This is a genomic window from Rhizobium halophilum (genome assembly GCF_021648825.1).
GTDB lineage: Bacteria > Pseudomonadota > Alphaproteobacteria > Rhizobiales > Rhizobiaceae > Neorhizobium > Neorhizobium halophilum.
Window position 1 is genome coordinate 102,983 of record NZ_JAKJHS010000002.1, and the last position, 13,528, is coordinate 116,510.

Annotated in this window: 11 protein-coding genes and 1 other RNA gene; all 12 read left to right on the forward strand. The window is 61.0% G+C overall.

Translation table 11 applies throughout. From position 1 onward, the window contains the following. Nucleotides 1–124 precede the first annotated feature (124 nt). Nucleotides 125–667: a lytic transglycosylase domain-containing protein gene (locus LXM96_RS05015; protein ID WP_239997287.1), complete on the forward strand. Its 543-nt coding sequence runs from the start codon at nt 125–127 to the stop codon at nt 665–667. A gap of 89 nt (nt 668–756) precedes the next feature. Further along, on the forward strand, nt 757–1,947 hold the full coding sequence (locus tag LXM96_RS05020) for an FAD-dependent oxidoreductase (RefSeq protein ID WP_239997288.1): 1,191 nt from the start codon (nt 757–759) through the stop codon (nt 1,945–1,947). Nucleotides 1,948–2,323: 376 nt separating this feature from the next. After that, nucleotides 2,324–2,757: RNase P RNA component class A (gene rnpB, locus LXM96_RS05025), an RNA gene on the forward strand. Between the two features lie 408 nt (nt 2,758–3,165). Continuing rightward, a complete protein-coding gene (gene mraZ, locus LXM96_RS05030) occupies nt 3,166–3,612 on the forward strand; it encodes a division/cell wall cluster transcriptional repressor MraZ (protein ID WP_239997289.1) in 447 nt (148 codons plus the stop codon). Between the two features lie 14 nt (nt 3,613–3,626). After that, nucleotides 3,627–4,652, forward strand: a complete 1,026-nt coding sequence (gene rsmH / locus LXM96_RS05035) for a 16S rRNA (cytosine(1402)-N(4))-methyltransferase RsmH (protein WP_239997290.1) — start codon at nt 3,627–3,629, stop codon at nt 4,650–4,652. Nucleotides 4,653–4,654: 2 nt separating this feature from the next. After that, complete coding sequence (ftsL, locus tag LXM96_RS05040) at nt 4,655–5,125, forward strand: cell division protein FtsL (protein WP_239997291.1); 471 nt, start codon at nt 4,655–4,657, stop codon at nt 5,123–5,125. Further along, nucleotides 5,125–6,870 carry a peptidoglycan D,D-transpeptidase FtsI family protein gene (locus LXM96_RS05045; protein WP_239997292.1) on the forward strand — a complete coding sequence of 582 codons (1,746 nt, stop codon included), beginning with the start codon at nt 5,125–5,127 and terminating at the stop codon, nt 6,868–6,870. Before ftsL ends, LXM96_RS05045 begins: the two co-directional genes overlap by 1 nt. A gap of 67 nt (nt 6,871–6,937) precedes the next feature. Then, nucleotides 6,938–8,398 (forward strand): UDP-N-acetylmuramoyl-L-alanyl-D-glutamate--2,6-diaminopimelate ligase, encoded by a 1,461-nt coding sequence (locus tag LXM96_RS05050; protein ID WP_239997776.1) that lies wholly within the window; start codon nt 6,938–6,940, stop codon nt 8,396–8,398. Further along, complete coding sequence (locus tag LXM96_RS05055) at nt 8,395–9,828, forward strand: UDP-N-acetylmuramoylalanyl-D-glutamyl-2,6-diaminopimelate--D-alanyl-D-alanine ligase (RefSeq protein ID WP_239997293.1); 1,434 nt, start codon at nt 8,395–8,397, stop codon at nt 9,826–9,828. The genes LXM96_RS05050 and LXM96_RS05055 overlap by 4 nt, the downstream gene beginning before the upstream one ends. 24 nt (nt 9,829–9,852) lie before the next feature. Continuing rightward, nucleotides 9,853–10,956 (forward strand): phospho-N-acetylmuramoyl-pentapeptide-transferase, encoded by a 1,104-nt coding sequence (gene mraY, locus LXM96_RS05060; protein WP_239997294.1) that lies wholly within the window; start codon nt 9,853–9,855, stop codon nt 10,954–10,956. Nucleotides 10,957–10,960: 4 nt separating this feature from the next. Next, complete coding sequence (gene murD / locus LXM96_RS05065; protein WP_239997295.1) at nt 10,961–12,367, forward strand: UDP-N-acetylmuramoyl-L-alanine--D-glutamate ligase; 1,407 nt, start codon at nt 10,961–10,963, stop codon at nt 12,365–12,367. Between the two features lie 2 nt (nt 12,368–12,369). Beyond that, nucleotides 12,370–13,524 (forward strand): putative lipid II flippase FtsW, encoded by a 1,155-nt coding sequence (ftsW, locus tag LXM96_RS05070; RefSeq protein WP_239997296.1) that lies wholly within the window; start codon nt 12,370–12,372, stop codon nt 13,522–13,524. The last annotated feature ends 4 nt before the right edge of the window (nt 13,525–13,528 follow it).

A 13,528-nucleotide genomic window follows, 5' to 3' on the forward strand; every position in this document is an offset into this window, starting at 1 on the left:
CGGGGGACTGCAAAACATCAATGATCTGTGGGTCTTACCCACTGCCGCAGCGCTTGCGTGGCGCGGTGCGCAGAGGCTGGCGCTTGGCCAGGCGAGACCGCTAGTCTGGAGAGTTTTTTCGAAGATGAGAAATGCAATTGTTGCCGCTGCGGCCTGTGTCGTCATGCTTACCGCTGCTCCTCAGGGTGCGTTTGCCGAGGAGGCAACCAAGACGAAGACTGTTGCGCTGCAATCGAAAGTCACCACCGCGGGCTATGCCTCGTCCAGGAGCCCACTCGCTGCGGCAATGCAGTCAACCAACCCCTACTCAAAGATCATCACCAAGTATGCGAAGGAATATGGCGTTCCCGTCGAACTCGCCCATGCCGTGGTGAAGGTGGAAAGCAACTTCAATCCCAAGGCGCGCGGCGCTGCGGGCGAGATCGGACTGATGCAGATCAAGCCGGCAACGGCGCGGATGATGGGCTACAAGGGCAGCGTCAAGCAGCTCTACAATCCGGAGACGAACATCGAGTTCGGTATGAAGTATCTCGGAGCGGCGCACGAACTCGGAGGCGGCAAGACCTGCGGCACGATCTTGAAGTACAATGCCGGTCACGGCGCCAAGCGTATGAACCCGATCTCGAAGCGCTACTGCGGCAAGGTTCTCGCTCTCCTGGAAACCTGATCCGCCTGCGCCGTTTGCCGCTAGCCTTCCGCAACCGGAACCGGTTAGAACTCCGGTCGTGACGCGGGCTTCGGGATCAGCGGCAAGGCATGGCAGAGCAGTTCAGATATATCGTCATCGGCGGCGGCATGATGGGTGCCGCTGCCGCGCGTCATCTCTCCGAACAGGCGGATGGGGTCGCACTTATCGGGCCGGCGGAGCCTCCCGACTACCAGGCGCATCAGGGCGTGTTCGCCAGTCACTATGACGAGGCGCGGATCACCCGCCAATTCGATGCCGACCCGCTCTGGGCCAGCTTCGCCGCCCGCTCCATCGAACGCTACCGGGATATCGAGACGCGAAGCGGTATCCGCTTCTACACCGAAGCAGGCTGCCTTTTTGCTGGTCCGGAGCCGCGCTCCGCCTCAGATTATCTTCACCGCGCCGCCCAGGTCGCACAGGTCTCAGGCCTTCTGGTCGAGAAGTTTGAAGCGCCCCAGCTTGTATCCCGCTTCCCGCAGTTTTCATTTCCGCCGCACCTCTTCGGCTATTACGAGCATGTCGAGGCCGGTCACATTAACCCTCGAGCACTGGTCCGCGCTCAAAAGGCAATTGCTGCCGAGCAGGGGGGGCGGCGGATCAACGCCGTGGTGACGGCGGTTCGGGAAGAGGGCGGACATGTGCGGGTGGAAACCGCCAATGGATTGGTTTGCCAGGCGGAACGGGTGCTGATTGCCGCCGGCGCCTTCTCCAACTTCCACAACCTCCTTCCACGCCCGCTCGATCTCAGGGCCGCGCCGCGCACCGTGGTCTTCTTCGAACTTGATGAAGAAAGGCAGGCCCGCTTCGGTAGCATGCCGTCCACCATCGTCTTCACGGAACGGGAAGAGGATCATGTCTACATTCTGCCGCCCGTGCGCTATCCCGACGGCAACGTCTATCTGAAGCTCGGCGGAGACATAGAAGCAGGTGGCTTCGCCACACTTGACGAGGTCCGCACATGGTTCCGGAGCTCGGGCGATCCTGATGAAGCGCGCCGGCTCGTCGAGGTCGCCCTGCAGTTGATGCCGGGCCTTTCCGGCTGCCGCACGACATCTGCACCCTGCGTGGCGACATTTACTCCCACCGGCCGCCCCTATGCCGGCTTCCAGCCGTCCTCTCAGGTGGCCGTTCTGACGGGTGGTAACTTTGTTGCTGCGAAATCTTCCGATGAACTAGGGCGGCTGGGAGCGCTGCTTATGTTAAATGGCGGACTTGGCGAAGAGGACTTCGGAAGCGGGATGTTACCGCTTTTTCGGTGAAGCTTCCTTCGTGACTCCGCGCCGGATCCGCAGCGGTGGCCGAGACAGCAGCTCACCGCCAGCTGACACAGGTCATGGAGCGCCTGATGCCGCGGCCCGACCTTTTCGCACGTCCTTATCCGCCTGCGTCACGTCTTTCACCGCAGCCGGCACCCAGCAATCGCCTTTTCAGAATCGCGTCGGATTGGCGTCCTCGGGGCGTGTGGCGCAGGCGCGAACAGCTCCGCCGAGATCGGGCGCCTCGGGCGGAGTTGGCCTTCGACGGGGCGATCCGGGATACCAGCCACGTTGCCAGTGTCCAGGCGCGATCTATCTGGTCGGCGGCGTCAGCGCTTTCCGCTGGCGTTCCCGGATGAAGTCGACTATCTCACGCCTGCCAGTTGGCCGGGCAGCCGCGCTTCACCAATGCCGAAAGGCGGTGAGGTGAGGAAAGTCCGGGCTCCACGGAAACACGGTGCCGGATAACGTCCGGCGGGGGCGACCCTAGGGAAAGTGCCACAGAAAGGAAACCGCCCCGCCTGCTGTCCTGCTCCTTTGCCGAGCAGGAGAGGTGGCGGGGTAAGGGTGAAAGGGTGGGGTAAGAGCCCACCGCGGTCCTGGCAACAGGAACGGCAAGGTAAACCCCACCGGGAGCAAGACCGAATAGGGATGACGCGGGTGTCGCTTGCGGCGCTACAGCCTGTTTCCGGGCTAGTCGTCCGGGTGGGTTGCGCGAGGCGATGTGCAAGCATCGTCCCAGATGAATGGCTGCCACGTTCCGGCGCTTGCGCCGGGGCCATACAGAACCCGGCTTACAGGCCAACTGGCTACAATATTTTCTCATCCTCGGCCATCCTCCGGACCGTCTCGTTCCGGAGGTGGTCGCGCATGTAAGGTGTCGCGAAAATATCAATTGTTTCAGCCGCTTGCAGAGTCTTTAGGTGAGGCTTAGCTTTGCCTCCCAAACCTCTTTCTCGGCGAGTCGTACTAACCCTTTGTTAAACTTAACAGCTCATAAATAAACCCTGTTGCGGCCTTGCTGCGGGGCCTCTTCCCATTGACGCCCATATGGTCCCATGTTATCCCATTCACGTACTGTTCAAGGGCAAATGAAGGCCCGCCAATCATCAAGTTGTGGTCGCTGCAGCGAGCGGATGTTCATCCGTTTGGTGGGCGAAGCCTTGTCTGGTTCAGTCGTGTATCAGGGGCGCGTTGGCGCCCTGAGGAGCAACGGGGCGGATGTCAGGCGTAACGGACCGCTTCCTGTCGAATGCTACCAACCGGATCGATGCCAAGGGGCGCGTTTCTGTGCCTGCAGGCTTTCGGTCCGTTCTGGTGGGGCGGGGGAACCTGGAGCTTTATTGTCTCCAGGACTTTATCTATCCGGCGATCAGCGTCGGGGGCCCGGATCTGCTCGATCGTTACGAGCGGCAGATCGCGTCCGTCGATCCTTTCTCGCCGGAAGCGAACAGGATGTCGCTGCTGGTTCACGGTGGCGGCGTCTTCATGAGGCTCGATGCGGAGGGCCGGCTGATGGTCACGGATTTCATCCGGGATTTCACGGGAATCAGCTCGGAAGTGACCTTCGTCGGGCGCTCGGATCATTTTCAGCTTTGGCAGCCGCGGGCGTTTCAGGACGCGCAGGCGGCAGCGAGGGAGGGGCGCTTTTCACCGCGTCCCGCTTGAGACGGGGGATTGGAATGGCGGCGAACATTGGCGGAGGGCAGACCGAGGCCGAAGGCGGACCTGTTCGCCACATTCCGGTTCTTCTTGCAGAGGTCATGGCGGCGATTGATCCGCAGCCCGGGCAGGTGATCCTCGATGGTACGTTTGGTGCCGGCGGCTATACATCCGCTATTCTTCAAAGTGGTGCGTCGGTCATTGCGCTCGACCGAGACCCGAGCGCGATCGCTGCCGGGCAGGGTCTGGTTGCGTCGAGTGGTGGGCGTCTAGCACTCATTCAGTCGCGGTTCTCCGATCTGGGCGCTCATGCCCCCGACCAAGGGTTAGATGCCGTTGTGCTCGATATCGGCGTCTCTTCCATGCAGATCGACGAGGCGGAGCGTGGGTTCTCCTTCCAGAGAAATGGACCGCTCGACATGCGCATGTCGTCCGCCGGTGTGTCCGCCGCCGATGTCGTCAATCGGGCGAAGGTCGGTGACTTGACCCGCATTCTCGGTTTCTTGGGGGAAGAGAAGCATGCCGGCCGTATCGCTAGGGCGATCGAAAAACGCCGTGCTGCCGGACCCTTTGCTACGACCCGAGATCTCGCCAATCTCATCGAGAGCGTCAATCCCCGCAAGGCCAAGGACAAGATCCATCCAGCAACGCGGGTGTTCCAGGCGCTGCGCATATTCGTGAACGATGAACTGGGCGAACTTGCGCAGGCGCTCTTTGCAGCTGAACGAGCCCTGAAGCCGGGCGGACGCCTCGTCGTCGTCACCTTCCACTCGCTTGAAGACCGGATCGTCAAGAAATTCTTCTCCGATCGCTCCGGCAAGGCTTCGGGCTCGCGCCACATGCCGCTGGTCGCGGAAAGAGCTGCAACCTTCGAGCCTATCGGCAAGGGAATGGTTGCGGCGAGCGAAGAAGAGGCTGAGGTCAATGCGCGGGCACGGTCGGCCAAGCTTCGTGCAGGGTTCCGAACCGAGGCGCAGGCAGGTCCCGCAGATATGGCCATCTTCGATCTGCCAAGCCTCACCGCCCTCAGCAACCTAGGAGCCTGATCATGCTTAGGAGCCTCGATCTCGTGCTCATCGGTGTCATGACGGCTGCTGCCGTCGTGACCTACACAATCAAACATCGCGCCGACGATACCTTGCAGGAGGTTCGGCGGCTTGAATCGGAGATCCGTCTGGAGAAGGACACGATCGATTTGCTGAAAGCGGACTGGGCGCTTCTCACTCAGCCCATCCGCCTGGAGCGATTGATTGCGGCGTACCAGTCGGAGTTGCAACTGGTGCCGACGGCGCCTACCCAGCTCGCCATGCCTGTCGAACTCCCAATGCCGCGCTCGCAACTGCCGATGCCGGAGACAACTATCGAGGAACTGATTGCCAGCGTAGGCGGCGACGTTGCGGCAGCGATCAAGGGTGTCGAGGAGGCGCGCAAAGCAGCGCCGGCCTCCGACATCCCTCTGCCCATCCCCCGCGGCGGTTATCCTGTCGATATCATTTCAACCGGATCGGTGAACCGCTGATGTCCTTCCTTGCTCGCATCATGGTGTTGAAAAGCCGGGCGCATGTGTCCGCCCAAACGCGAAGCGGCCGCGTGTCTGGCGGCAGTTCGTTCGAGGGCTCGGGCAAGCGTAAGGCAGCGCAAGCACGCAATCGGGTCGGACTGTTGATCGTCGGCTTCGCAGCAATTTACTGCGTTGTCGGGGGGCGGCTCGTTCAGTACGGGATGGCAGAGCCGGAGGTGACCTCCAGCATCATGCCTGCGGATCGGCTCCTCGCATCGCGCCCTGATCTGCTGGATCGTAACGGCGAGGTGCTGGCAACAGATATCCGGACCGTTTCGCTTTATGCCGAGCCACATAAGATCGTTGATGCGGATGAGGTGATCGAGAAACTGGCGACGGTCTTGCCGGATCTGGATGCCAAGAGTGTCTATGGCAAGCTCAATTCCCGCTCCCGATTCCAATGGCTGCGCCGTCAGTTGACACCCAAGCAGCAGAGTCAGATCCTGGCGCTCGGTATCCCAGGGATCGGTTTTCGTCCGGAGAAGCGTCGTTTCTATCCCGGTGGCGCTACCGCCGCTCACGTGGTCGGGCATGTGAATATCGATAATCGCGGCGTTGCCGGTATGGAACGCTATGTCGACGGCCAAGGTCTGGCGGACCTGGCAGCCGTGGGCATGACCTCCGACCAGCCGCTCGAACCGGTCAAGCTCTCCATAGATCTTCGGGTGCAGTCGATCGTCCGCGAAGTCATCTATTCTGCGATCGACAAGTTCAAGGCGATCGGCGCGGGAGCCGTCGTTTTGAATGTTCATACGGGCGAGGTGATCGGCATGGCCTCCGCGCCCGATTACGATCCCAACAACCCTGCTGCCGGAGCCGAAGAAGGCTGGCTAAATCGGATGTCGAACGGGACGTTTGAGATGGGCTCGACCTTCAAGTCCTTCACGACCGCCATGGCGCTCGACTCCGGCAAGGTCAACATGAATGACAGCTTCGATGCACGCTATCCCATTCGCATTGGAGGTTTCACCATCAAGGACTTCCATGGCAAGGGCCGCTTCCTGACTGTCCCCGAGGTGTTTCAGTATTCATCGAACATCGGGACCGCAAAGATGGCGGACGTTGTGGGTATCGAGGGGCACAAGGAGTTCCTGACAAAGCTCGGGCTGCTGTCGAAGATGCACACCGAACTTCCTGAGGTGGCGCAACCCAGCCAGCCCAAGGAGTGGAAGAAGATCAACTCCATCACGATCTCCTTTGGTCACGGTGTGGCCACCACACCGCTTCAAACGGCTGTCGCTGGCGCTGCCTTGGTCAATGGGGGCAAGCTTATTGATCCGACTTTCCTGCCGCGTACCCGGGAGGAAGCGGATCAGGTAGCCAAGCAAGTGCTGAACTCCTCCACGAGCGATGCGATGCGGTTCTTGTTCCACTGGAACGGCGTGAAGGGCTCGGGTAAGAACGCGCGCGTAGAAGGCTTCAACGTGGGCGGCAAGACCGGAACGGCGGACAAGGTTGTCAATGGGCGCTATGTTCACGACAAGAACTTCAACGCGTTCCTGGCGGCGTTCCCAATCGACGATCCTCAGTATGTAGTCCTTACATTCATCGACGAGCCGAAGACCGACAAGGGCAACGGTGCCGCCCTGGCGGGTACGTCAGCCGCGCCGATGGCTCATGACATTATCAGCCGATCCGCTGCCATTCTCGGTGTAAAGCCGAAATTCGGCGATGACGGGTCTGCCCTGCTGGTGTCTTATTGAACGAGAAGTAATCGGGCGGACGATTCGCGGAATGTGAGAATCCGCTCGGGAAAAGAAAGTGCCGCCGATGAAATTGCGAGAGCTTGCGGGGAAAGACTTCCCGGAGATCAACGACATCCTTGCCGGACCGACGGGTGATATAGAGATCGCTGGTTTGACATCCGATAGCCGGAAGGCAGCGCCCGGCATGCTGTTTGCCGCCCTGGCCGGAAGCAGAGCGGATGGTGCGCAGTTCGTCGCTGATGCGGCCGCCAAGGGCGCAGTTGCTGCCGTGGCCGGTGCATCCGTCGAGGCGCAGATCCCAGTTCTCGTCGTCTCCAATCCTCGTCGGTTTCTCGCGCTTGCCGCAGCGCGGTTCCACGGCGCTCAGCCGCAGACCGTGGTGGCGGTCACCGGCACCGCCGGGAAGACCTCCGTCGCATCCTTCGCGCGCCAGATCTGGGCTGATGCCGGCATGGCGGCCGCGCAGATCGGCACGACGGGCGTCGTGTCTCCGACGCGCAATGAATACGGTTCGCTGACAACGCCGGACCCGGTGGCGCTGCATGCACTGCTGGCCGAACTGGCGGCCGAAGGCGTGACGCATGCCGCGATGGAAGCGTCAAGTCACGGGCTTGACCAGTCGCGCCTCGACGGGGTTCAGTTGGCGGCTGCCGGTTTCACCAATCTCGGCCGCGATCACATGGACTATCACCCGACCGTCGAGAATTACATGGCGGCCAAGATGCGGCTGTTCGATACGCTCCTGCCGAAGGGTGCACCGGCGGTCATCTTCTCCGACGACGAATGGTCGGCGGAGGCGATACGGGTTGCGCAGGCCGCGGGTCTCGACGTGAAGACAGTCGGTCGTCAGGGCGATTATCTCAGCCTCAAGCGCGTCGAGCATTTCCGCCACAAGCAGATGGCAGAAATTCATGTCGGCGACGAGATATTCGAGGTCGACATCCCGCTCGCAGGCGATTTCCAGGTGGCAAACGCACTGGTGGCGGCAGGGCTTGCCATGTCGACAGGAACACCGGCTGCCGTTGCGATGGCTGCACTTGAAAAACTTCAGGGAGCGGCCGGTCGTCTGGAGCTGGTCGGCCAGACGAAGCAGGGCGCTCTGGCCTATGTTGATTATGCGCATAAGCCGGATGCGTTGCAGAATGTTCTCGCTTCCGTGCGGCCCTTCACCACCGGCCGCGTCGTCGTCGTGTTTGGCTGCGGGGGCGACCGCGACAAGGGCAAGCGACCAATCATGGGGGATATTGCAACGAAGCTCGCCGACGTGGTCATCGTCACGGACGATAATCCGCGATCGGAAATACCTGAGGTCATCCGCGCAGAGATCATGGCGGCAGCGCCCGGCGCCACCGAGATCGGTGACCGCGCCGAGGCGATCCGCCATGCGGTGGAAATCCTCCGATCCGGCGATACGTTAATCGTCGCCGGAAAGGGGCATGAGGAAGGGCAGACGATCGGCGATCGCGTCCTGCCTTTCTCCGATCACGTGGAAGTACGAAAGGCATTGGAGGAGGCGGGATCTTGAGCTGGCTGTGGACCACCGAGGCAATGGTTTCCGTGATGGAGGGGCGTCCCGTCGGGTCTCCTCCGGAGGGTATCACCGGCATCTCCATCGACAGCCGCTCGATCGGACCTGGTGAAGCCTTTTTCGCCATCAAGGGAGACCGCGTCGATGGCCATGACTTCGCCAGCATCGCGGTGGCAAACGGAGCCTCGCTGATCGTCGTCAGTGAGGCGAAGCTGCCGGCAATGGGACGCCTGACGATCCCGATGATCGTCGTTGACGATGTGCTGGCAGCACTTGGACGACTGGCACAGGCCTCGCGGGAACGCAGCCTCGCGCAGATCATCGCCGTCACCGGTTCGGTGGGCAAGACGACGACAAAAGAGATGCTACGCCATGTCCTGGCGCCCTCCGGGAACGTCCATGCGGCCGTCGCTTCCTTCAACAACCACTGGGGCGTGCCGCTGACGCTTGCCCGCATGCCGGCCGACACAGAGTTCGGCGTCTTCGAGATCGGCATGAACCATGCAAACGAGATTCGCCCGCTGGTGAAGTTGGTGCGTCCGCATGTGGCGATCATCACCACGATTGCGGCAGCCCATCTGGGCCACTTCAACAGCATCGATGAGATTGCGGCCGCCAAGGCGGAAATTTTCGAAGGCGTGGAGCCGGGCGGCGCAGCCATCCTCAACCGCGACAACAAGCACTTCGGCTTCCTGGAAGAGCGCGCCCAGGAAGTCGGCGTTGAACGGATCTACAGTTTCGGCCAGCATGCGAAGGCGGATTTCCGTCTTGCGGATTTCGAGGGTGATGGGCACAGCTCCACGATCTGGGCGACGTTGAGCGGCGATACCGTGGAGGTGCATATTGGCTCTCCCGGGCGCCATGTTGCGGAAAACGCAATGGCAGCGCTCGGCGCCTGCCTTCTTGTCGGTGCGGATCTGGAAAAGGCGGCACAGGCTCTGGCCGATCTTCGTCCCGTCAAGGGCCGTGGAGAGCAGCATAGACTTGGCATTGGCGAAGGTTTCCTGACGCTGATCGACGAGAGCTACAACGCAAATCCGGCCTCCATGCGGGCCGCGATCGCGCTTCTCGCATCCACCGATCCGAAAGCACATGGTCGGCGCATCGCTGTACTGGGCGATATGCTGGAGATGGGGGAACATAGCCAGAAGGTTCACGAGGAACTGGCCGGGCCGCTTCTTGCGGCGGGGATCGAGCATGTTTGGCTGGCGGGTCCCGAGATGGCGGCTCTGCGCGACTCGCTGCCGGAGAGCGTACATGTCGAATACCGGCCGACCACGGACGAACTCGTGCCCTTCGTGATCCGCTCCGTGCTGCCGGGCGATGTAGTAATGGTGAAGTCGTCGCTGGGGATCGGCTTTGGCAAGATCATCACGGCCCTTATTGACAATTACCCGGCAGTTCCCGACACGGATCGCCAACACTAATACGGCTTCTAGAAAGGGCCAGGAATGCTCATTTGGCTTGTGGAACTGGCGGACTCGTTCCAATTCTTCAATCTCTTCCGATACATCACGTTCCGCACCGGTGCCGCGCTGTTCACCTCGGCCTTGATCGTATTCCTCTTCGGGCCGCAGATCATCTCCTCGCTGCGCGTCCGACAGGGCAAGGGTCAACCGATTCGTGCCGATGGACCTCAGACCCACTTCAAGAAGGCCGGAACGCCCACTATGGGCGGACTGATGATCCTCGCAGGCATTGTCGGGGGATCGCTGCTGTGGGCCGATCTTTCAAACGTCTATGTCGTTGCGACGCTTCTGGTGACGCTCGGCTTCGGCGCGATCGGCTTTTATGACGATTACCTGAAGGTGACCAAGCAGACGGACAAGGGATTCTCGGGCAAGGCACGCCTTGGTATCGAGTTTCTGATCGCGGCAATCGCCGTATTTTTCATGATGCGCATCGCGTTGGCCACCGGCCAGTCGACCAATCCGACGCTTGGTTCCTCGGTAGCCTTCCCCTTCTTCAAGGACTTTTTCATTAACCTCGGCATCTTCTTCGTCCTGTTCGGCGCGTTTGTGATCGTCGGAGCCGGCAATGCAGTCAATCTGACTGATGGGCTAGACGGTCTTGCGATCGTGCCGGTCATGATCGCCGCCGCTTCCTTTGGGGTCATCGCCTACCTCGTCGGCAATGGAGTCTTCGCCAACTACCTGCAGATCAACTTCGTGCAAGGTACGGGCGAACTCGCCGTCATCCTGGGGGCGGTGATTGGTGCTGGACTGGGCTTCCTCTGGTTCAACGCCCCGCCAGCTGCCATTTTCATGGGCGATACAGGTTCCCTGGCGCTTGGAGGGCTGATCGGCTCAGTCGCAGTCGCCACAAAACATGAGATCGTCATGATCATCATTGGCGGCCTGTTCGTGATGGAGACTTTGTCGGTGATCATTCAGGTTGGCTTCTTCAAACTCACAGGCAGACGGGTCTTCCTGATGGCGCCCATCCACCACCATTTCGAAAAGCTCGGCTGGACCGAGAGCCAGGTCGTCGTCCGCTTCTGGATCATCGCGGTGGGGCTTGCTCTGCTTGGTCTGTCCACGCTGAAGTTGCGGTGATACGATGATCCGGGCTACCACATTTTCCGGCAAGCACGTCGCGGTTTTCGGGCTAGGCGGCTCCGGCCAGGCAACTGCTCAAGCCCTGGTCGCCGGTGGAGCGAATGTGACGGCCTGGGACGACAATCCGGACACGGTGGCTCGGGCTTCTGCGCAGGCCGTGCCGACTGCGGATTTGCGCGGGATCGATTGGAGCGCACAGGCTGCGCTCGTGCTTTCCCCTGGCGTTCCACTGACGCATCCGAAGCCACATTGGACGGTCGATCTTGCCCGCACCGCTGGGATCGAGATCATTGGAGACATAGAACTCTTCGTGCGCGAGCGGAGAGTGCAGGCGCCTGACTGCCCGTTCATTGCGATCACTGGGACCAACGGAAAGTCGACGACGACCGCGCTGATTGCTCATATTCTGAGGGCGAGCGGTCGCGATACCCAGCTTGGCGGCAACATTGGCACCGCGGTTCTGACGCTGGAGCCACCCAAGGCTGAACGGTATTTTGTCGTCGAGTGCTCGTCCTACCAGATAGACCTTGCGCCGACGCTCGACCCTTCCGTGGGCATCCTGCTCAACCTCACACCGGACCACCTGGATCGTCACGGTACAATGCAACACTACGCAGGAATCAAGGAACGGCTGGTCGCCGGAAGCCGAACCGCCGTGGTCGGCGTCGACGACACCTTCTCGTCCTTGATTGCCGATCGCATTGAGCGGGCAGGGGTTGTCGTGCGGCGGATCTCCAAACGGAATGTCGTGGCGGACGGCGTCTATGCCGAAGGCAGCCGGATCTATGCCACGAACGGCGGGACAAGTTCGCTCTTCGTCGATCTCAACGGCATCGACACGTTGAAGGGCAGCCACAATGCGCAGAATGCGACGGCAGCGATCGCCGCCTGCCTCGAAGTCGGCATAGCCCCCGAGGAGATTTGCCAGGGCTTACGCTCCTTCCCCGGGCTCAAGCACCGCATGCAGCCAGTAGGAAGGCGAGGCCAGGTCGTTTTCGTCAACGACTCGAAGGCGACCAATGCAGACGCGGCTGCGCCGGCCTTGTCGAGTTACGACCGGATCTTCTGGATCGCTGGCGGCCTTCCCAAGGAAGGTGGGATCGCAAGCCTCGCACCACTCTTTCCGCGTATTGTGAAATCATATTTGATCGGAGAAGCTGCGCCGGCTTTCGCGGCGACGCTGGGAGACGCCGTGCCATATGAGATTTCCGGCACTTTGGAGCGAGCGGTGGCCCATGCGGGAGCGGACTCTGCAGCCGACGGCCGGGCGGCCGTCGTCATGCTGTCGCCGGCCTGCGCAAGCTTCGATCAGTACAAGAACTTCGAGGTCCGCGGAGATGCCTTTGTGGATCATGTTGCGATGCTTGACGGTGTTTCGATGCTGGTCGAGACGAACAAGGGGAACTGACGATGGTAAGTCGCGCTGACCGTGGGCCGCTGGCGGACTGGTTCTGGACCATCGACCGCTTCTTCCTCGCGACCTTCGTCCTTTTGATGGGGATCGGCTTTATGCTGTCCTTTGCCGCTTCGCCGCCGGTTGCCGAGCGACTGGGACTGGACAGTTTCCACTTTGTAGAGCGACATGCGGTGTTCATCATACCCTCGTTGATGGTGATGATCGGCCTGTCGTTCCTGACGCCACGGCAGGTGAGGCGCGTCGCCGTCATCCTGCTGGCCTTATCCATGTTGATGATGGTGATGGCCCTGTTTTTCGGTGTCGAGGTCAAGGGGTCGCGGCGCTGGATCTCGATCGGTAGCTTCTCGATTCAGCCATCGGAATTCATGAAGCCCGCGTTCGTCGTCGTATGCGCCTGGCTGTTTGCAGAGCACGCGCGCCAGCCCGAAATCCCCGGCAATCTCTTCGCCATCATCCTGTTTGCCATCGTCGGTGCTCTGCTTGTGGCACAACCAGATCTCGGTCAGACAATCCTCACAGCCGCGGTTTGGGGAGGCATGTTCTTCATGGCTGGGATGCCGTGGCTCTGGATCATGCTGCTGGGAGCTGTGGGTGTCGGCGGCTTTGCGGCTGCCTATTACATGCTTCCGCACGTGGCGGGGCGCATCGACCGCTTCCTGACTGGGGAAGGCGATACCTTCCAGGTTGACACTGCACGCGAGGCGATTATCCGCGGTGACTGGTTCGGCCAGGGTCCGGGCGAAGGGATCGTCAAGCGCATCATCCCGGACAGCCACACGGACTTCATCTTTTCAGTCGCTGCGGAAGAGTTCGGCATTCTCTTCTGCATGCTGCTCGTGATGATCTTCGCCTTCATCGTCCTGCGCGGCCTCAACCACGCCTTCAAGGAGCGCAACGATTTTACCCGGTTTGCGGTCGCGGGTCTGGTGCTGCAGATCGGCATCCAGTCGATGATCAATATCGGGGTCAATTTGGAGCTGCTGCCTGCCAAGGGAATGACGCTGCCGCTGATTTCCTATGGTGGCTCCTCGATGATCGCGATTGCCGTTACTGCCGGCTTCATCCTGGCACTTACTCGCCATCGTCCGGAGAAGCGCGCGCAGGAGCGGAGCCTGTTCCGAGTCGCGTCCGGCGTTCCGGCGGAGTAGCATC